At 58.2% G+C, this 20489-nt stretch carries 18 protein-coding genes and 1 pseudogene; 10 read left to right on the forward strand and 9 right to left on the reverse strand.

What is annotated here, in order from left to right; all coding sequences use genetic code 11:
* Positions 1-3: 3 nt before the first annotated feature.
* From tnpB to B0G77_RS37160, 5 genes are all read right to left on the reverse strand, one after another.
* On the reverse strand, positions 4-357 hold the full coding sequence (tnpB, locus tag B0G77_RS37140) for an IS66 family insertion sequence element accessory protein TnpB (RefSeq protein ID WP_166656338.1): 354 nt from the start codon (positions 355-357) through the stop codon (positions 4-6).
* The gene (locus B0G77_RS37145) at positions 357-824 is read right to left on the reverse strand and encodes a transposase (protein ID WP_133666710.1); all 468 of its coding nucleotides are present in this window, start codon (positions 822-824) and stop codon (positions 357-359) included. Before B0G77_RS37145 ends, tnpB begins: the two co-directional genes overlap by 1 nt.
* Positions 821-1249 (reverse strand): hypothetical protein, encoded by a 429-nt coding sequence (locus B0G77_RS37150; protein WP_133666711.1) that lies wholly within the window; start codon positions 1247-1249, stop codon positions 821-823. Before B0G77_RS37150 ends, B0G77_RS37145 begins: the two co-directional genes overlap by 4 nt.
* Positions 1242-2294: a ParA family protein gene (locus B0G77_RS37155; protein ID WP_133666712.1), complete on the reverse strand. Its 1053-nt coding sequence runs from the start codon at positions 2292-2294 to the stop codon at positions 1242-1244. The genes B0G77_RS37150 and B0G77_RS37155 overlap by 8 nt, the downstream gene beginning before the upstream one ends.
* Before the next feature lie 395 nt (positions 2295-2689).
* Positions 2690-3310 (reverse strand): hypothetical protein, encoded by a 621-nt coding sequence (locus tag B0G77_RS37160; RefSeq protein ID WP_133666713.1) that lies wholly within the window; start codon positions 3308-3310, stop codon positions 2690-2692.
* 968 nt (positions 3311-4278) lie between these two features.
* Between B0G77_RS37160 and B0G77_RS37165 the strand changes: the two genes are divergently transcribed.
* Complete coding sequence (locus tag B0G77_RS37165) at positions 4279-4557, forward strand: HU family DNA-binding protein (protein WP_133666714.1); 279 nt, start codon at positions 4279-4281, stop codon at positions 4555-4557.
* Between the two features lie 250 nt (positions 4558-4807).
* Positions 4808-6072, forward strand: a pseudogene (locus B0G77_RS37170) (IS110 family transposase).
* Positions 6073-6650: 578 nt separating this feature from the next.
* Here B0G77_RS37170 and B0G77_RS37180 read toward each other — a convergent pair.
* On the reverse strand, positions 6651-6974 hold the full coding sequence (locus B0G77_RS37180; RefSeq protein ID WP_133666715.1) for a type II toxin-antitoxin system RelE/ParE family toxin: 324 nt from the start codon (positions 6972-6974) through the stop codon (positions 6651-6653).
* 315 nt (positions 6975-7289) lie between these two features.
* On the opposite strand from B0G77_RS37180, the gene B0G77_RS37185 reads away from it, so the two are divergent.
* The gene (locus tag B0G77_RS37185; protein ID WP_133666716.1) at positions 7290-7901 is read left to right on the forward strand and encodes a hypothetical protein; all 612 of its coding nucleotides are present in this window, start codon (positions 7290-7292) and stop codon (positions 7899-7901) included.
* Positions 7902-7908: 7 nt separating this feature from the next.
* Here the strand turns inward: B0G77_RS37185 and B0G77_RS37190 are convergent, their stop codons facing one another.
* A complete protein-coding gene (locus B0G77_RS37190; RefSeq protein ID WP_133660315.1) occupies positions 7909-9423 on the reverse strand; it encodes a winged helix-turn-helix domain-containing protein in 1515 nt (504 codons plus the stop codon).
* On the opposite strand from B0G77_RS37190, the gene B0G77_RS37195 reads away from it, so the two are divergent.
* From B0G77_RS37195 to B0G77_RS37210, 4 genes are all read left to right on the forward strand, one after another.
* The gene (locus B0G77_RS37195; protein WP_133666717.1) at positions 9422-9823 is read left to right on the forward strand and encodes a hypothetical protein; all 402 of its coding nucleotides are present in this window, start codon (positions 9422-9424) and stop codon (positions 9821-9823) included. The genes B0G77_RS37190 and B0G77_RS37195 overlap by 2 nt on opposite strands.
* Positions 9824-10425: 602 nt before the next feature.
* Positions 10426-11892 (forward strand): amidase family protein, encoded by a 1467-nt coding sequence (locus tag B0G77_RS37200; RefSeq protein WP_133666718.1) that lies wholly within the window; start codon positions 10426-10428, stop codon positions 11890-11892.
* A gap of 61 nt (positions 11893-11953) precedes the next feature.
* Positions 11954-12445, forward strand: a complete 492-nt coding sequence (locus tag B0G77_RS37205) for a DUF302 domain-containing protein (protein ID WP_133666719.1) — start codon at positions 11954-11956, stop codon at positions 12443-12445.
* A gap of 26 nt (positions 12446-12471) precedes the next feature.
* On the forward strand, positions 12472-13053 hold the full coding sequence (locus B0G77_RS37210) for a TetR/AcrR family transcriptional regulator (protein WP_133666720.1): 582 nt from the start codon (positions 12472-12474) through the stop codon (positions 13051-13053).
* A gap of 403 nt (positions 13054-13456) precedes the next feature.
* On the opposite strand, the gene B0G77_RS37215 is transcribed toward B0G77_RS37210, so the two are convergent.
* Positions 13457-14773, reverse strand: coding sequence for an IS701 family transposase (locus B0G77_RS37215; protein ID WP_133666721.1), 1317 nt, complete (start codon positions 14771-14773; stop codon positions 13457-13459).
* A 478-nt stretch (positions 14774-15251) separates the two neighbouring features.
* Between B0G77_RS37215 and B0G77_RS37220 the strand changes: the two genes are divergently transcribed.
* From B0G77_RS37220 to B0G77_RS37230, 3 genes are all read left to right on the forward strand, one after another.
* A complete protein-coding gene (locus B0G77_RS37220) occupies positions 15252-16373 on the forward strand; it encodes an alkene reductase (RefSeq protein WP_133666722.1) in 1122 nt (373 codons plus the stop codon).
* A 450-nt stretch (positions 16374-16823) separates the two neighbouring features.
* A complete protein-coding gene (locus B0G77_RS37225; RefSeq protein ID WP_133666723.1) occupies positions 16824-17225 on the forward strand; it encodes a response regulator in 402 nt (133 codons plus the stop codon).
* A gap of 265 nt (positions 17226-17490) precedes the next feature.
* Positions 17491-19098 (forward strand): amidase family protein, encoded by a 1608-nt coding sequence (locus B0G77_RS37230; RefSeq protein ID WP_243751362.1) that lies wholly within the window; start codon positions 17491-17493, stop codon positions 19096-19098.
* Between the two features lie 216 nt (positions 19099-19314).
* Here B0G77_RS37230 and B0G77_RS37235 read toward each other — a convergent pair whose 3' ends face one another.
* Positions 19315-20316 carry a LysR family transcriptional regulator gene (locus tag B0G77_RS37235; RefSeq protein WP_133666724.1) on the reverse strand — a complete coding sequence of 334 codons (1002 nt, stop codon included), beginning with the start codon at positions 20314-20316 and terminating at the stop codon, positions 19315-19317.
* Positions 20317-20489 lie beyond the last annotated feature (173 nt).

Below are 20489 nucleotides of genomic sequence, written 5' to 3' on the forward strand. Positions count from 1 at the left end.
TCGTTAGCTGGCGTGGCGGTACCGCCGCGCCGGATGACGGTGCATTGCATCGATGTCGATGCCCTCGAGCAGCCAGCGTAGCTGCTCGGTCGTCAGCTCGATTACCGCCTGTTGCCGGCGCGGCCAGATGAAGTGATCTTCCTCGAGGCGCCGCAACATCAGCCAGAAACCGTTGCGCTCGTAAAAGAGCAGCTTGATCCGGTTGCGTCTGCGGTTGTGGAAGGCGTATACGGCACGCGCAAACGGGTCCAGTTGCATGGATTGCTCGACCAGCGTCACCAGACTGTTGATGCCTGCCCGGAAGTCGATCGGCTCGCGGTGCAGGAACACCTTCAAATCAGCTTCGAAGCGAAACATCAGCACCGTCCCAATGCCGCGATCATGGCGCTCACGAGGGCGGCATCGCGTTCCGAGCATTCGAGCTCAAGCTTCACGCCATTGGGCAACTGGGCCGATAGCCATGCTGATGTCGGCGAGCGCGAAGACAGATGCGACGACCGATGTTGTTGCTGCGCGCTTGCAGACGGCATCGAAGGAGGCGCCGGTGCGGGATTGGCGATCGCGACGACCGGCACAAACGCCGACGCTGAAGCGGCCATGTCGTTGTCGCTCAAGGGCATTTCCGCCTGCCGATGCAGCCGAACCCATTTACGCAGCTGGTTGGCGTTCACCCCGGCCTTCAGCGCCAGCGCAGACAAAGATGCACCCGGCTGCAGGCAGGCCTCCACCAGCCGTCGCTTGTCCATAGAATCGAAGCTGCGCTTGCCGCCCACCCCAACGCGTGTCACCCGCAACGGCAAAAATGAAAGGTCATCCTGGGTCATAAATTGCGTCCGCAAGTTGTGGTTGCGGACGCAATCGTGGATCCTGCCAGACGCAAAAGCCAGGTGGGGGAAATCGCGCGCTTACGCTGGAATGACAACCAGCTATGTGCCTCGCGAACCGCCTCATCGAGCCATTGCATGTCTGCTGCGTCGGCTACAGCCCGCCGGGTGGCGGACATAGGAACTTTAAAAGACAAGTGAGCTACGGTGGCGGCTCGCCTTCCGCGCTGGACCTCGAGCATGCCAATTCGGACGATTTCATGCACAAAGTGATCAAGAGCGCTTACGCCTTGCATTAACGCGGCTCGAAGGCAATCACTCACATCCACAGCGTTGGTGGTCAAGATGGAAATTCGATCCGCCAACGCCAAAAGATCGTGCGCGCGTCTGAGGTTTTCCCTGAAGTTATTCAGCGCGTCATTCATCTTGAGTCAGGTTGAGCACTCGAGTTGTGAGCTGCGCAAAAACCTCGTCGAAATCGCGTGCCTGTCTCCTGTAGCTATCAAGAACTACGCCCTCGGTCTCAAACTGGGCGTCGGTTAAAGCGAACACGGGGGTCCTCTTGTCCTGCGATTTTGCAATCAGCGTATTGAAGTCAGCGATCTGGCAAAGGCAGAGACTCGTATCGGCTCCGTATACTTGCTGATATTTTGGCAGGGGCAACATCATCCCAGCGCCGGAAAGCGCTGCTTGAAATGGACCGGAAACCATCGCATTGATATCGTCTATCCAACGCTGAAATCCCGCCGTTGGCGATCCACCCCGCGGGCGATATTTTTGAATAACAGTGCCCAAGAATTTTGGCGTGCGCGTCGGATATGGGTATGCCGCGGCTTGAAGGACCGAATTCTGCTGCGCGCGGACGGACCATGAATGCCAGCGAGGAAGAACTGAGGTCAGCGACTCAAGTGCCATCACTGAGAAGTAGTCTGGCGTTGTTGGCACAATGAAATAATCACTGGTCATCAGCAGGTTCTGGTTGATGGAACCAAGGCCAGGGTTCATGTCAACGAGCACAAAGTCCGCGTGGTATCGGTCTGCTGTAGCGTCGATGAGATGACTGAGAGCGCCAGGAAGGTTTTGCAGCGTTTGAATGGAGCCCGACAATTCCTGTGCAATTCCGAGGGTGACTTCGTATTCGGACAGCCGGATATGCCCTGGAAGCAAAAACATATTGGCTTGTCCGGGAACCTCTACACATTCGACTGCTTGGATCGGTCGCGGCTGGGACTCGAAGGCCGGAGCAAGTCCCGCCCTGATATTTCTTAGAGATGACTCTCCCCTGTAGAACGTCTCAAGCTGGTTCTCGTCGGGGTCGCCCAAAATTAGGCCGCTTAGATTGCATTGAGGATCCGCATCAACCAAGAGCACTCGATGCCCCATTTGCCCTAGCTTCCAGCCCAGATTGAAGGTGGTCGTCGTTTTACTGACTCCGCCCTTATGATTGAAAAGCGAAATTCTGACTGTCATTACGAAACCTTTTTGACTGTGCGTCGGAGGTGGACAACGAATTGAGCAATTATGCCCTACCAAGATTGATCAGCAACGCGTGCGGCTCATGTTGCCGACAACCTGGAGACGGTTGGCGTGACGGAACGGCCCCTGCAAACCCGCCATTGACCCGCTGCGGCGTTCGCGGACCGAATCTGGTCGTCGTCCGCCATTAGCGTCAGGTAGCACCCGGCCAGGAACGGACTGTCAGTGCTGACTAAGTTAGGTCGCACAAACGACTGCTGCTTCGCGTAAACGGCCATTTGCAACGCAAAGTTGGAGGTCGCACATGCGGTGGATTAGCCGAATTGCTTCGGACCAGGGACGACAGCCTGCAAATCAACTCTTGCAGTTGATCAACAGCGATTATGTTCTCAACGTTCTTTCGACGTGCCCGGAGAAGATGATTGACTATCGCGCGCCATTCCCAGCTCATGCGCGAGGTCAAGAATGAGCAGGTTAGCTTGCGCAAGCATTGCCTCGTTATGGGCGTGTTGCTCTTTCCAATCACAACTGGTATTGCATTTGATCCATAGTCCGTTCATCGGCGTATCCTGTTCGGCGAAGAAACGATACTGAAACGCGTCAATTCTTTTTGCGACTTCGGGCGAGGCTAAAGATTGCGCGCGCGCCGATTCAGTTCGCCAACGTGCAATCAGGTCGACGGTCCTCTCCGTATAGCGGTCGAAGGCTTTCTTTTGCATTTCAACATTCTTGGCTTGCGCTGTCCCGAACCAACTCACATCGAGCGCAAGCGCCTCGCAGGTCATGATGGTCTCAGAGATATCATCGAATAGCTTTGCTTGAGCACGCGTTAGCTCCGTCCGCCGATCACTCGCAACATCAACTGACTTGATAATTAGGGGAACAACGGCTCCAGAAAGCGCCGCAGTGAGAATCAGCAAAAAGGCATTTTCAATAAACGAGTCGCTTTTTAACACACGGCGAAAAGCACTCTTATTCGGCGCATGCCCTTCTGACGGCTCTGTACTCATAGCTTGTCTCCAGCATCGCGATCTCAAAGGCCCGGTTCCGTCCGAAGAGCCCGCTTAGGAGGGTTCGAACGTCGCGATTTTGAATCACGACTGCTGCCGGGTACCATTTTTTACGGCTTGGGCCTTGTGTCAGTCGACCTAGGAACCTCGGCAGAGCGGGTTAGGATGCGAGTCCCTTCCCTTAAGAGTAGCAGGATTCAACTGCTTGGTCAGACCCCAGCTACTTCCTGTTTCGGGGACGTTGCTGGCGACAATCCAAATTCGCGTCGCTTCGCCAACGACCGCTGAGGCTTGATCATTCGGCAGCACTAGGACGGCCGCCCGCCCGCTCAACGTTGGAAGTCGACCATCACCTACGTTCGAGGTCAGCCGCGCGAACGGCCGTTGCACCTCGTAAACTGCCGGCGAAGTCGGTTTGGGTCGAAGGGCGGCATAGGGTCGACACCGGTCTATCGCTTTTGGATACGCCTATTGCCGCGATAACAGGCAGTTACCACGGCTGACCGATCGGACACGGTCGGTATGAAGGCCCGGATAGTAGTTATCCGACCCTTCGTTTCAGGATATTTTGTTCTTTTCCGGTGACTGAATTCAACGGGTTGAAAGCCCGGAGCCGTCCGCAGCAGCCCGTAGGCGAACGTGCGGGCGTGAACAGACCTTGTCTGGAGGGGCGGCGGATGACTGCGGCGCCGGGAAGCAGGGCAGAAGAACTCACCAGCCGTGATCGACGCCGGTCGTTGCCTTGCGGCGTCAATCGAGCCCTGAGGCGCAGAACCCTAGCCGTACACCTTGCCCCCAGCGTCCCCGGCTTTGGGTCCGCAGGACCCGTCCGGCCGGACACCGGACGACGCGGTCCCCGCCGACGGGTGCCCGACTGCCGGAAAAGCGACGGGCCCCGGGGCGGATTGCGCTCAGGCCGGTTAATCGGGTAGGGTGGCAGATTCTCATCACGTCAACAGGACACCTCAATGAACAAGCAGGAACTCGTCGACGCGGTCGCCGCGAAGGCCGGTACGAGCAAGGCGTTGGCCGCCGAAACTCTCGATGCGCTGTTCGGCACCATCACGGCGGCGGTCACAAAGGGCGACACGGTCCAGCTGGTCGGGTTCGGGTCGTTTTCGACCGGGGCACGTGCGGCGCGGGTCGGCCGTAACCCGGCGACCGGTGCCGAGATCCAGATCGCGGCCGCGAAGACAGTCAAGTTCACGGCGGGCAAGGCGTTCAAGGAGGCAGTGAACGGCGCCTGAGACCGGCTGCATCCGGTCTCCCGGTACGCCTTGAGTTGACGAATATGTTCTTGGAGATACCCGAAAGGCGGTGTGCCCCGTTACTATCTTCACTCCTCGATAATTGAGGATTTGGCCAGCTAGGCCCGGCATGATTCTCGCCCCCAGTCGCAGTCATGATCCGGGGGGTGTTGTCACCGGGCCTGGTGGGTGGCTGGTGATCGCTAATAGGGGCTCGGCCGGGAACATCTTGAGGCCGTCCGTAACGTGGATGCCGAGACTTGCCACCGATGTTGCAGGCCAAACCAGCTCAATCTGCATAAACACTTCGAAGCAAGAAACCAACAACATGATTCCGTCGATGTCTTCGTCGGCGTTGACGTAGGTAAAGGCCATCATCACGCCGTCGCTCTCGACCGGACCGGAAAGCGCCTGTATAACAAAGCGCTTCCAAACGATGAGACCAAACTGCGCGCCCTCATCACCGAACTCAAGGCGCACGGCCAACTTCTATTCGTCGTCGACCAGCCCGCCACCATTGGTGCGCTGCCGCTGGCAGTCGCTCGCGACGAAGGCGTTCTGGTCGCCTATCTGCCAAAACTGGCCATGCGCCGCATCGCCGATCTGCATGCAGGCGAAGCCAAAGCCGACGCCCGCGATGCCGCCATCATTGCCGAAGCTGCCCGCTCGATGCCGCACGCGCTGCGCTCGCTTCGGCTGGCTGACGAACCGCTCGCCGAACTCACCATGTTGCGCGGTTTCGACGATGATCTCGCCGCACAGATCACGCAGACCAGCAACCGCATTCGCGGGCTGCTTACCCAGATCCATCCCGCGCTGGAACGGGTTCTGGGACCGCGCCTCGACCATCCGGCCGTGCTCGATCTGCTTGAGCGATACCCGTCACCCGCCGAGCTTGCCGCGACCAGCGAGAAAACACTCGCCAACCGCCTCACCAAACTTGCACCTCGCATGGGCAAAAGCCTCGCTGCCGAAATCGTTCAGGCGCTCAGCGAACAGGCTGTGGTCGTACCCGGTACACAGGCCGCGACCATCGTCATGCCGCGCCTAGCCCAGCAGCTCGCATCTTTGCGCAAACAACGCGACGAGGTTGCCAGCGAAGTTGAACGGCTGGTGCATGCACACCCTCTTTGGCCGGTCCTGACCAGCATGCCGGGAGTCGGCGTCAGGACCGCCGCCAGACTCCTCACGGAAGTCGCCCACAAAGCCTTCGCTTCAGCTGCGCATCTTGCCGCCTACGCCGGCCTCGCCCCTGTCACCCGACGCTCAGGCTCTTCTATCCGTGGCGAACACCCATCCAGGCGGGGCAACAAGGTGCTCAAGCGTGCGCTCTTTCTCTCTGCCTTTGCCGCCCTGCGAGACCCGATCTCAAGGGACTATTACGCCCGCAAGGTCCAGCAGGGCAAGCGCCACAATCAGGCTCTCATCGCCCTTGCCAGACGGCGCTGCGACGTGCTGTTCGCAATGCTGCGCGACGGTACCCTCTACCAGCCGAAATCCGCCTCTAATGCTTGACGAAACACATAGGGGGCACCCCCCGCAGCCCGACGACCATAGTGGGCACGAATGCATACGGCTTCCCGGTCCATGCATGCTGCGGCGATGACTTGCCTTCTGTCACGCCTCAGGACGGCTGTGCCCGGGAACCGGTGCCGCTCGGGGAAAAACCGGTGCAGCGACCGCGGCACCCTCCGGCATGCAACGAACCAGGCTGACGCTGCGCACGTCGTCGGTACCTGAAACCGCGGCAGAGCCCGCATGCGCGAAGCAACGCCGCTCCGGACAGGCTGTGCGTATCGGCTTAACACATTCGCACGATTCACCGTCCTGAAGGTAATATCAAGGCTCGCTTGAATCGACAGCCTGGCGGACATTGTCGACCGTAGCAGGCAAGCCTGGATGGACGATCGCGTCGTCGAATATTCTTTGCTGCGATCGGGCCGATGGTAGCAACCCTCCAGCTGCTCGCGCCCATGAGCGCCTGCCCGATGTCCGGCACGCGGATCTTTGTGCACAAGCGCGCAAAGCGCAGAATTGAAGAAGTTCAGCGACGCTGATAGGCTGCTCGCGGGCCTTTTGCCGTACCGACGGTGTCAGTAAGTCTCGCCGTCGTCGCTCGACAGCCACGCCGGGATATCGCGCTTGCCGTTGAGGACACGCCAGACCTCGACGTGATGCTTGCGCTCGATGTAGAAGATCAGATGCGGGTACCGAACAAGAGGCCATGAACGCAGGCCCGGTATATCCATCTCGTAGGCGTAACGGGGAGACCCGGTGCTGGGGTGCCTGGCGAGATGCGCGTATGCCCGCTCGATCTCCCCGATGAACCTGAGGGCGGCGTCTTCCGATCCTTCGTCCAGGAAGTAGTGCGTGAGCTCGTCTTCTACGTCCTCCTGGGCCAGTCGAGTCTCGGGCACCGAATCCTTCGACGGAAAAGGCCGGAGGCCGTGTAACAATCACCCGGCGAGCGACGCGAAGGAATGAATGCCCCTTGACATAACGCCTGTCGTCGAACGCACACGTACGTCTGCCACACCGCACGTCAGCCATTAAACGCAACGGTGATACGACCTGACACCATTGAAGCCGACAAAAAAACGGCCCGCACCCTTCGCGGACCCGTCGTGGCAGAGCACAGACGGGCGGCCAGTCTCCCGCCAGCCCCGCCTGTGCTCCGTTTTGCGGCCACGCGCTGTTAGCACGAGCCACCTCTACATGATAGGCAATAGACGTTGACCCGCAAGGACTTCTCGGATCTATTCCGGTGGAGGCATTTGCTTGCCGCCAGTGCCTACAAATGGATAGCCGCCATGGCGGCTGCTGTCGACGAAACCCGGTATTCCATTCAACGACAGGTTAGGTTGAGGTCAACGCACCACACGACAGCCCTTAACGACTACCACAATGTCGTTTCGTCGTTGAGACTGCTGATGTCACTCTCGAGCACGGCGACGGATACGCCTTGGCTTCGCGAACTCGCGACGCTTCCACGGCTAAAGACGTGGACGCCGTCACTTTTTCTGTCCCGGGAGCGGATGCTGGTGCCGGCGATCCAGAGCGCTTTAGCCGCGACGTGGATGGGACCGACAGCTGTGGACGTGTACTTCGCACGGCTGGAACATTCAACCGACCGTCTGACTATCTTCGATGCCGTTTTGGGCCTCGCCAGTTTTGCGGTAAGGTACTTCGAACTGTCCTCGAGCATTCTGCCCCGAATTAAAGCAGCGTTAACCGAGCTCGAACCCGCTGTCGATAAGGACTTTGTCCGCGCGCTTATGCGCTCCTTTGACCTCGCTGTTAATGAACCTTTAGTAACTAAAAAGTTAAGTCTTCGCGATTTGTGAGAAGACTTCAGTGTGCTGCGGCCAGAATTGGAACGATGTTGAAACGGGTGAGAGAACAGGCAGCAGCGATGGCGGCGCGGCCCAGACGCGTGAGGTAGTAGCGGTAGGTATGGGCCACCTTCTTGATCAAGCCGAGTGTGCGCAGTCGCGAGAGCTGTCGGGACAGCACCGGGGCGCTCATGTCCACATGCCTGGCCAGATCGGCACGGCGCAGGCCATGCACGTTGAACTCGCCGCGCTGCAAGGCACGCAGCAGTGCTTGCTCGCCGCCGTTGAAGAAGTTGAGTCCTTTGACCCTGCGCTCATTACTGCCCACGCGGGACTGGCTCAAACGTTGAAGGTCGCGCTCACCTGCGCTGGGGTCATCCAGACTCGACAAAAACGCGAGGTAGCGCTGGTTGCAGCCCAGCATGATCTCGCGCAGGTCGAACAGGCTGTAGATGGTTTTCCTCAACGCTGCGAGTTCGTAGGTGCTTTGGCCATTCCTGTGTTCCACCTTGCGGTGGTGTTTGAAGAAGCTCACGTCGTTGATGGTGGTTTCTATCCGCAACACATGGGAGAACTTGTCGTAAACCTTGACGCTGGCAACGCCCATATGGTGCTTGATGCAGCGTCCCTCGATGCGGGTGGACAGCCGCGAGCCGATCTCCTGCGCCAATTGCGGCGTGACCTTCTTGCCCAGGAAGCCGGCTACTTTCCCGGCGTGCGCGGCCAGCACCGCCTGACGCGACAGCACGTCGTACAGCGGCACCAGCGTCTGTTGGCTGCGGAACATCAGGTCAGTGGAATACTCGGCCTGCCGCAGGCTCCAGTGGTAGGTCTGGCCGAACACGTCGAGCACCGGGCACAGCCACTGCGCGTAGCGGTCCAGTCGCTCATGCAGCATATCGGGGCTCAGCGCGTCGGCGATGGCCTGTGCACGGTCCATATCGGCAATGCGCAAAAAGGCGTTGTCGGCCTGCACGAACCCGATGCCCTCGCGCTTGAGCGCACGGGCCACGGCGCCGTGGCCATTGCAGTAGAACTGCAAGCCGAACGGTGCCCAGGTCGGGACCCTGAGGTAGCACAGCCCGAGTTCGTCATCGATGAAGTAGAAGTAGTAGTGCAGACACTTGCCCGTCTCGGGGCGCAGGTAGGTCTTGCCGCTGCTCTTGTCGTGCCACGGCTTGTAGCTCGGGCAGGCCTCCATCGCCGAGATGACGTGCACCAGCCCGGGTGCATCGCCACGCCCCTGCAGCACGCGTGCCACCAGATCTTCCTTGCGGATGTGGCTCTTGTTGACGTGCTCAATCTCGATGCCGGCGGCAGCGCAGACCTCTTGCGCGCGCACACGGATGCGTTCGCGCAGCGGTTCGGCGAACCTGGCGTAGTCGAATAGGCGAATGCCGTTGGCGTTCAGAAAACTCGTCATGCCCGCTGCGTAGCACGCGCCAGGCAGCGTGCCCGTGATCAGGATTCGGTCAAAGCACGACAGCACGCCGTGCAAATTCGCCGCGTAACGCTCAATCAGATCGGCCTTCATGGTTCACTTCGGCATCGGCTGGCTATATGGCTACGCATCGTACTACCTGTTTGGTTCCGGCTCGTCCGGCTTAGGCAGCACAAGTTTGCTGTCGTCCTGGATCGCAAGCGGCACGCTGATGGAGCCAGTGTTGAGCCAAGCCGTGAAGAATGAGATGGCATCGCGTTTCGCCACCGTCGCTTTGCGGGCGTACGCCGACGCGGCCACGACCATTAGTGGATACTTCGTCGCTATTCTTGCCCTCCGGCTATTCATGGCAGATCGGCCTCACGATTTCTATCCCGAGGGACAACAACGGTCGCACGCAACCAACTTCGCTGCGGCAAAAGCCGCACTGCTACGTTCAAACAGCGTCGACATCCGAATTGAGACCGCAGCGACTCGGGGCACATATCATTGACATGGGTCCGGGCATCACGCGTCACAGTCAGTTTGGGCAGCAAACGAATTGCCGCCGCAAGCACTTGAAAGGACAACTCCACAAGATGGCGCTCGAGCCGGAGGCCGGGCAGCTGGTTCCAAAGTCCTACTTGAAGCAATCCGGTTGCAAGTCTGCTCCAGCATGTGGCGACGGCGCATCAGTCCGAAATCCGCTGAAGGTTGCCCACATCATCTTCTGAAAAGTCCAGCAACTTCGAAAGCCTATCGCGCGAACGGCGAGGGGCAATCTTTTCATTCTCGCAAGAACTGGTGCTGGCCGACCGGGTTTTTCTGCCGCGTAAATCCCATTCCGAGCTCGCTTTGTCCCGGCCTCGGCTACTGACAAATGTTCCCAATCGATGTCGTCATCGCACATCACCAGCTAAAACATTTTGATGCAACGCTCGCGGTCCATATCCGCAAGTTGATGTCGTCGACCACTTGCCGCGCTTAGCGCGAATCGATGAAAAAAAGCGGTTGCATTACGATCGTAATGCTATATTATGATCGTAATTACATCGGTCGTGACGAACCTCTTGTCGAGGTCCGTACTACTGCGTCACATTATTTATGTGAGGACATATGAACGATAAGATCGCCGCTTCAACTGAAACTCCCGGATCACAAGTGCTGGAGTTCGCCTCACTCGGGCTCGCTGCAGCTGCGGACGCGATACGCAGTGGTGATATCACCTCAGAGTCGTACGCCAGCGCGTTGCTATACCAGGCTCGAGCGCATGCTGACCTGAATGCCTTCATCGCCATTGACGAAGACGCCTTGCTTCAGGCTGCGAAAGACGCGGACAAGGCACGCTCCGCAGGAGTAGAGGCGCCCCTATTGGGTGTCCCCGTTGGGATCAAGGACAGCTATCTGACGGCGGGGCTGGCCACAAGCATCGGCCTTGAACGCCTGGCGCATTTCGTCCCCACCGAGGACGCCGATGCAGTCCGCGCCGTTAAGGATGCAGGAGCTCTCGTCTTCGGCAAGAACAACCTGGTAGAGATGTCCTATGGGCTGACTGGGCATAACGAGCACTTCGGCCAAGTCAAGAACCCGCGCGCCTTGGAGCGTGTTACGGGTGGGTCGTCAAGCGGTTCTGCAGCCTCCGTGGCTGCCGGGATAGTGCCCGCTTCCTTGGGAGGCGATACAGTCGGATCCATTCGTGTGCCAGCATCACTCTGTGGCGTCGTCGGGTTTAAGCCGACTACGGGACGCTGGCCCCGTAACGGCGTCGCACCGATTTCCCACACTCTCGACACAACGGGCGTATTCGCGCGTAGCGTTGAGGATTGCATACTGTTGGACGAAGTCGTGACCGGCGATCAGACTGCCGAGTCCGTCGAGCGGGATTCCAACCTCGTCGGAGCTCGGCTGGCGTTCGCGCCCCGACAGTTTTTGGAGTTGGTGGACCCGGAAGTCGAGGAGCGATTTCGCGAGGTGGTACGCCAGTTGAAGGACGCCGGCGCGGAGGTGTTCGAGATTGATCTCGGGGAAGATTTCAACTCACTCATCCAGACAGCTACGTGGGGAATTTTCGGCCACGAGACGCAAGGCGCCATTTCGGACTTCCTGCGTCTGCATGGTATCCCGACTACTTTCGGCGAGATCTACGAGGGCCTGAAGCCGCAGCTTCGCCAAGCGTGGGAGTACATGGTACTGCCCAGCGGTGCCGGTGCTACATCCGTGCAGGACTACAAGGTTGCACTCAGTGTGAGTCGTCCCGAAATCCAGCGCAGGCTGAATCAGGCGTTCGTAAGTCAGGGTGCCAATGCCATTCTGCAGCCGACCACACCCTGCACGGCGCCTTTGATCGGAGAGCAAGAGGGGCTTCGCATCGCTGGCCAGGAAGTCAGCACGCTCGCTTTGGCGAATCACACTTTGTTGGCCAGCAGCGTAGGTCTTCCGGGTATCAGCCTACCGGCGGGCCTCTCTCGCGCCGGTCTTCCGATTGGTCTTGAGCTCGACGCGCCCTTGGGGAGCGACCGGGCGCTTTTGAGCCTTAGTCGCCATATCGAGCGCATCTTGGGCACTGTGCCGCCGTCGCTTTGATGCCGCCGCCCCTTTCCGAGCAAAGGGGCTGACCTCACACCACTGAACCGAGGATTAACAGATGGCCAATGTAATGTGTTCCACCCATACAGTTTCAATCGAGCACGTCACCATCAGATCGACGAATGCCTTCGATGACGTGCGAGCCAAGCTCGAGAGCTTGACGCCCCAAATCGATGACGGCATCTTTACTCTTCTGAGGTACGGTGAAAGCACGCGCGCGCTGCAAGAACTGCTAGCATCTCCTCCGCTAACGATTTTCGGGCAGCGTGACCACGGAGCACTGCTGGCTATTGCTGGTCTGCGCCACCGGTCGGTACAGTACGATATTGGCAATCCGCTCACCGCATCGAAGATGACCCGTCATCAATTATCTGCTGGGCTTTATGCGCCCATCCGCGTGTTGCTACACGACAGTGGTGATCGCGGTGCTGTGTTTGAATACGATCGTCCGGCCTCGGTTTTCGGCCAGTTCGGCAGCGAAGAAGTCAATATCGTGGCTCGTCAGCTCGATCGCGACCTCCAAACCTTGTTGGAGGCGGCTGCAGGCTGACGGCTGCGCGCACCAAGGAAGAGAAGATGCGTTTTGAAAAAGGTCACAAAGCCGCGACTCGACAGCATATTCTCGAGGCTGCCTCAAAATGCTTTCGCAGCGAAGGGGTTTCCGGCGCAGGCATCAGCGGGATCATGGGAGCGGCAGGCCTGACCAACGGCGCCTTTTATGCGCACTTTGACTCTAAGGACGCGCTTGTCCGAGAGGCGGTAAGTAGCGCCCTCGCGGAACGGCAGCAGAGCCTCGAAGAGAAAGTTGAAATGGGCGCTGACCTCGAGGAAGTAATCCGAAGCTATCTCAATCAGGCTCATCGGGCAGACCCTGCATGCGGATGCCCGTCGGCGGCTTTGCTCCCTGAGATCGCACGGCAGTCTGAGCCAACCCGGACAACTTATGAGCACGGGCTGAAATGCTTCGTTTCAACATTGGCTGCATTGCTCCCCGAGGCTGATTCCAATCGCGCCGATCGTCGGGCGACAGCCATCTTCGGTCTGATGGTTGGAACCCTTCAATTAGCGCGGGCGGTTCCGAGCATCGCAAGGGCGGAGCAAATCCTGGAAGCGGGGGTCGAAGCAGCGCTCCTTCTTGCTGGAGAACCGCGCGAGTGAGGGCCTTGAGGCGCGTGCCGATGTTCCCGACCGATCCATTTCAAAGTTTCGGTGCTTAAGGACCTACTGGTAGCCGCCGGCTGCGAGCGTGCAGCGAGCCGTTCCAGTTTCTGCCCCTCGGCGTAATGAACAGCGCAGGCGCCTAGCGCAGAGGTCCCAGTCCACTCGTTCAAGGTTTCCTCGGAGCAATTCACGTGGTCATGCGCAATGTGGGCGGCGTACTTCGCTCCGTGCAATTCTCCGCTTCCTATCTAATGCATGGCTCCTTCCGGAAGGCGCTCCTTCCAACTGACTAGTCGTACTGTGTCATATAATTAGTTGCGCGCTCTATTGCCGTACAGGAAGAGAGAGCCATCGTTGCATGAGCCTTAGTCCAAGCAGGATGCGCAACGTAGTTATGGAATCAGGAACGTGACGTTGAGCGCGCTGGACTGCCCCGGGGGATGTAATCCGGGGGAAGGGAAGGCAGCGCGCGTTCAACGAAGTTTTTTTTATCGCGTCCATCTGATTGCATTCTGAGTCGCTGAGCCATCAGAAACCCATACGCAGCGATACTCAGTGTGGCGTGGTGGTGAAAGCCGCGCCAGCCACGCCCTTCGTAATGACCCAGTCCGAACTCCTGCTTCAGATCCTGGTAGTCGCGCTCGATGCGCCAGCGCATCTTGGTTACGAACACAAGCTGTTCAAGTGTCGCCTCCTCGGGGGCAGTCGTGAGAAAGTACTTGAGCGGCTCCGTATCGCCATCGGGCCATTCAACGAGCAGCCATTCTTCGTCACGAACGGTACTTCGCTCATTGTCGCGATGTGCGGGACGAACCCGTACGGCGGCAAAGCGGGAGGAAAGTGCTGCGTTGCTGCCTTCCCGCCAGGTGACGGTTTGCCAGCCGTTCACGGGTAATTGCATGGCCAGTTCCTTTACCGCGATCGGTTCGTGGCCGGGCCCACGGCGCAACAATGTCGGTGGCTTGCCGCGCCCGCTCCAGGGCCTGGGCGGAAGCGGCGCCGTACCTGGCGCCCACACAGAGGTGCCCGGCCGGATCCCTACCGCGTACAACAAACCCAGTTCAGTTACGCCCTCCCGGAAAGCGGTTTCGTCGCCGTAACCAGCATCGGCCAGCACGATGCCCGGCGCAACGCCGGATGCTATCGCCTGGCGAAGTTGGGCCAGCGCAATCTGGGGCTTGGTCTCGAAGGCAAGCCCGTCGGGAATGCCCGCGCGACGGGCACGCTCCCGGTCGTCAATCCATTCCTTGGGGACATACAGCTGCCAGGCAATCGGCAGGCTGCCGCGTTGCGTCGCGATCGACAGGCTCACGGCGACCTGACAGTTGTCCTGTTTGCCGAGCTGCCCACAGTACTGACGTGCCACCCCGACCGAATGACGCCCCTTCTTTGGAAAACCTGTGTCGTCAATAATCCAGTAGTAGCCGGATTCTTCAGCAGCGTGCGCGCCTAACGCGGGCATCACCCATTCGCGTACCCGCTGCAAGACCGCCCGGTCTGACCATTCTGCCTTGGCTACAAAGTGGTGGAGTGACTGGTGCTTCGCACTCGCGTGAAGTGGGTCAATATGTGCGGCCATTGGCTCGACGCTCTTGCGTGACAACGGCAAGACCAGGCCCGAACAGTAGCCCTTGAGGCCGGCATGCCGATCGGCGTGCCCTAACACCTGCGCCAGATGGTCCAGATACGCGTCAAATTCGTCGACATCTTCTCTCATCGCGATCGCCCGGAGTCTGTATTATTCAATAGTACCAGGTATCACTCCACCGCAAATATTTTTTATGACACAGTCAGACTAGGCGGCTCCCGATGTTCGGTTCGCGCCGAGTTCGACCGGCGCGAACTGCGGTAAATTTCAAGCTAGATGTCGCCTCAACGATTAAATTTAGGCGGCTTTTTGCTCCTGTCGGTGGTCGCGTTTGATGGGTTCGAAGTTGTCTGTCTGATCGGGATTCAGGTGGACTGTGTGTACGCGCTTCCAGTTTCGCGTGGGGCCTTTCCATCGTAGCGGATTGCGCTGCTTTGCCGCCTCGTAGAGCGTCGCGCGGCGAGCCGACGACAAGTCGCGACACGTGTCGAAGATCGACTTGTGATCGGGATAATGCGCGTATATACTCGCATCATGCTTTCGACATATCTGTGAAAGTTCTCAGCACGTCGCAGCGCAATCGGTCAAGTATCAACGGAGTCCTAAGATGCCCGAACAGCTTTTTTCTCCCCTCAGGGTCGGCAACATTCAGCTCGAGCATCGGGTCGTCATGGCGCCCCTGACGCGAACGCGTGCGAAGGATCCAGGACGCACACCGCATCAACTGAACGCCGAGTACTATGGACAGCGGGCGTCGGCTGGAGGATTGATAATTTCAGAGGGATCGCCTGTTTCAGAAGCTGCACACGGACTGCCGGGGACACCTGGGATTTACACTTCGGAGCAAGTCGCTGGCTGGCAAAAAGTGACGGATGCCGTACATCAGAGAGGCGGCCGCATTTTTTTGCAACTGTGGCACGTCGGACGAATATCGCATCGCTCGCATCAGCCACGTGACGCTCGTCCAGTCGCGCCCTCTGCGATCGCAGCGAGCGGCTATGGAATGTCGGCTGACTTCCAGCGCGTGCCATACGAAGAGCCTCGTGCCCTATCGACGAAAGAAGTCGCTGCTGTAGTTCAGGACTTCGTTCACGCTGCCCGAAATGCAATGGCAGCTGGCTTTGATGGAATTGAAATCCATGCGGCGAATGGTTATCTCATTGAACAATTCCTTCATGACAGGACCAACCAACGCACAGACGCATATGGTGGGTCACTAGAAAATAGGTGCCGCTTTGCAGTCGAGATCGCTGAAGCGGTGACCGAGGTTTGGGGTGAAGATAGAGTCGGCATTCGACTGTCGCCGTTCGGAACCGCGAACGACAGTGGCGGGACTGATCCGGTCTCTTTATATACGTATCTCATCCGACGGCTCGCAAGCCTCAATTTGGCATATTTGCATCTGGTCGAGCCGAGAGCGAGTGGGGCGGGTCAGGCGGAGGTCGATCACAAGGACGTTCCTTCGGCGTCTCAGATTTTCCGCCCGGTTTGGCCTCGGGTGCTTATCGCTGCCGGCAACTATACACGTGATGGGGCGTTAGCTGCGATCGCGAACGGCCACGCCGACGCAATAGCGTTCGGCAGGTTATTTATTGCGAATCCAGATCTGCCATTGCGACTCAAATGCGATGCACGCCTGAATCGCTATGACAGGGCAACTTTCTATGGCGGTCACGCTGTAGGCTATACGGATTACCCTTTCCTGTCTCAGGGCGAAGGCGTGGCCTGATTGTCCGGTCAGAGCAGAGGCGCTGTCTGACTACGCACGGAATAGCGCTGGAGTATTTGCTCTTTGCCTAGCCTGACTTTGCGTTTGCCTTATTCATCTTTAGTTCGATGTCCCTGTCGGTCGACCGCGGCGACGGCGCATCTCGTCTCTGTCGATGACGAAGACCGTGCAAATTTAACCAGTTGAACCGCCATGAGAATGCAAAGAGGCGATGCCTCAGGCTATGTGGCGATGTGCTGAACCGGAAGTTCGCCAATTGCCTTTGAAGGTCCGAAGAGAGAAAGACTCATGTCTGCCTGCCGCAGTGCTGTGTTCATCCAGCGGCAGAATCGCAAGACGATTAACTGCTGCAATGAGATTCAGCGAATTTTGCGTTCCACGCGTTCCGTCTCGCCTACGAACAACCATAGCTGACATCTCGTTCCAAGACCGTATGTGAAGGAGGCTGTCGTGCTTTCGGTGCTGATGGTGGAAGATGAAAAGGGAACGGCCGCGTCATGGCAGGCCATGTGCGAGATGCGCGGCTATGCAACGTTTTCTGCTGCTAATGGCAAAGCCGCGTTGGGCATTCTGCTGGCCAATGAGGTCGACGTCGTAGTGGCGGACCGCAAGATGCCGGACATGTCGGGATGTGACTTGTGCTATTCCCTGCGCAACGACAGGAGGCTTGCCGAAGTTGTATTCATCCTTGTTTCGGATGATCCAAGTCCACCTGCATTTCTGTACTGTGATGCGATCCTTCACAAACCTCTTGCCGCCTCCATGTTGATATCAGAGATAGACCGAATCGTTGCTGAACGCGACGTCAATGGTCGTCGAAAAGCCGCCCGTGTGGCGGGCCTCAGATATTGATGTGACGAACGACCGCACCTATGTTGCGCAGGCCCGTAGCCGTTAATAGTCCTTTGTCCGCGGCGCATGAGCCGCGCCTTGCCTCACGCACGCAATGCTACATCAGCGGTTGCATCTTCAATTGAACACCAGACCGTTTGGCTGAACCGCTCCGATTCAGATCCTCCGTTGACATCGAATCTTGACGGTGTCACCCTCGGATCGCTGAGGGCCGAGCTACTTGCAATACCACGCCGCATTCACTTGTCAACTCAGGCGCCATCACATGAAAATGACCCGGATCATCCCACTACCAACTCACGACGAACCGAATGAGCCTTACACGATCGATTCGCCTGCTCGACGTCGCTTCGTAAGAGATACCTCGGCAGTTTTGCTCAGCACTGCGGTCGGGCCCAGTATGTCGTACGCTGCCGCAGCGATCGAGCCCGCAGGGTCGTTGGTAGACGTATCGCAAGTGCACGAAGTTAGTTTGTTCGAGGCGGCGCGCGCTATTAACACCAACCGGCTAACATCGGAGCGGTACACGGAGCTCCTGCTCGAACGTACGCATAAGTTCGCATCCCTTAATGCTTTCATCACCGTCGACGATGACAAGGCACTGTCGGCAGCCCGAGCAGCCGACAAGGCGCGTCTCGCGGGCAAGAGAAGGGCACTTCCTGGGCTGCCTATTGGCGTCAAGGATAGCTACCTGACCATGGACCTGCCTACCAGCTTCGGGACAGCCGTGGCGCGTGACTTCAAGCCTGCGACGGACGCAAGGGTCGTGACTGCGATGAAAGATGCTGGTTGCATTGTGCTCGGGAAGAACAACCTGGTCGAAATGTCGTATGGTCTCACCGGTCTTAACGGTCATTACGGGCAGGCGAAGAACCCGTACAACGTGCTTCACATCACGGGAGGGTCGTCATGCGGCGGCGCAGCTAGCGTGGCCGCGAGACTGGTCCCGGCAGCGCTGGGTGGGGACACGGTCGGGTCAATTCGCGTTCCTGCAGCGCTATGCGGCGTCGTTGGCTTCAAACCAACACCCGGCCGATGGTCAGGAAGTGGAGTCGCACCGATCTCAAACACATTGGATACGACCGGTCCGATAGCAAGGCGGGTGTCGGATTGCGACCTGCTAGACTCGATCGCGACGGGGAATTATTCGTCCCCACAACGGCTTCCAGCAAGCTTAAGGGGCACGAGACTCGCAGTCGCGCGTCACTATTATCTCGACGGCGCGGACGCGGAAGTAGAAAAGGTCTTCAACGACACGATCTCTAAACTGAAAGATGCGGGAGCCAGTGTCGTAGAGGTCGATCTTGGCACAGACTTCGGCCCCATGGTCGAGGAAGCTAACTGGGCGCTGTTCTTTCATGATACCCAGCCAGATGTAACGGCGTTCCTGCGAGACCAGAATATCCCTCTTACGTTCGAAGAGATCTACGATGGGCTAGAGCCGCATATTAAAGCTCGCTGGCAACGATTTGTCCTGACAACTGGAGCCGGCTATACGCGGGACGGCGCCTACAACGACGCTCTTTTCCGGCGCCGGCCAGAAGTCCGACGCCGCTTTGACAGTCAGGTTTTCTCTCGCGCAGATGCGATCGTGTTTCCAACAACCCTGTGCGCCGCTCCGGCCATTGCAGAGCAGTGGCAATATACGGTTGCGGGTCGGACGGTAAACGACGTCTTTCTGTCGAGGAACACCTATCCGGCTAGCTTTGCTGGACTGCCGGGGATATCAATTCCGATGGGACTGACGCAGAACGGCCTACCGCTCGGGCTAGAGTTGGACGCAAGCAGTGGAAGCGATAAAGCCCTATTAACTCTTGCGCGACGTGTCGAACAGGTCATTGGCTTCGTGCGGCCACCGTCGGTTTCGGCCTGATCTTTGCGTGGCAGATATCCGCAGGTTCCGGGCTGAATGCACATAGCGTTGCGGCTCTTGGGAAGATGATGTGACGCTGCTTGCTGTTGGGATGAATACGTAGCCGGAATCGGACTTGCTTCCTTCCGGTGATGTCGAGTCCGAAGCAGCGTCAACTGTCATCGTCCCGCGTTGCGACGGCAAGCGTTTGATCAGCGGCACAATCTAGCAAGCCTTTCAGGTGACGGGGGTTCTTGTGTCCGCGTCGGTGCTGTACGAATTTGGCATAACTGCGAGATGTGAAGTGGAGGCGCGTCTCCGGTGGACTGCGTTGGCCTGAGGTTTCAAGTAGTTTTCAAAAAGACTCCCAGCCCATTCGACAAACGCGCGTACTTTTGATGACAAGTGCCGGTTCGCGGGATATATCGCTGAAACTGGGATTGGTCGCGGTCGGTGATGGCAGATCAGCTCCAGCAGTTCGCCGCTTCGCAAGTGCTCTCTAACCATGAAAGCGGGGACTTGGATAAGCCCCATTCCGTCAAGGCCGCATCTGATGTACGCATCAACGTCGGTGACCGCAACGGTTCCTGGTATGCGGATTTGAGCAGCATGGCCATTACGAACGAAGTTGAAGTCAAGGTTTCTTCCGGATCCGGAAAGCAGGTGAACGGCAAAGTGCCGTGGAAGATCGTCGATTTCGAAAGGACAGCCATGCCGTTGTACGTACCGCGGGCTAGCCGAGGTTACCATTTCCATGTGTCCGAACTGCCTGGCTATCAGACTGGAGTCCTCCAACAGCCCTACGCGGATTGCGCAGTCTACGCCTTCTTGAACAAGGTCGACACGTCTGTCGCTGAAGCCGATTCTAAGGTCCACTTGGGGATACATGCTACAAAATTCATGGATCCGCGGCACGATGACGGTTCTGCCAATAGCCGGCGGCAGGTTGATTCTCAGGGTGCCGTGAATCCCGCTCGCGCCACTGGTTAGCGAGTATTCGGTTTCCTCCAGTTCAGAAAGGATCTGAACGCAACGCTCATAGTACTGAGCGCCCTCTGCGGTCAAATTAATGCGGCGCGTCGTGCGGTACAGTAGCCGAACCCTGAGATGAGCCTCTAGGCTCTTGATGATGTTCGAAGCTGATGCACGAGGAAGATTCAAAGAGACCGCGGCGCGAGAGAAACTATTGGTCTCCACGATCCTGGTAAAAACAACCATCGCCTGAAAACGGTTGAACATAACTGCGCCGAAAGAGTGTTCTTGGGTGTCTGTGGAAAAACTCGTCAGAGGATCTACCGGCGTATTTCGAACTCGCCGGCGCGGGCCGGCATTGCCGCCCCTATACGGTTTACATGAAGGTGCATATACACGTATTATACCAGCATTGTCGAGCCGATGCGGATCTGCGATAG

Source organism: Paraburkholderia sp. BL10I2N1, assembly GCF_004361815.1.
GTDB lineage: Bacteria > Pseudomonadota > Gammaproteobacteria > Burkholderiales > Burkholderiaceae > Paraburkholderia.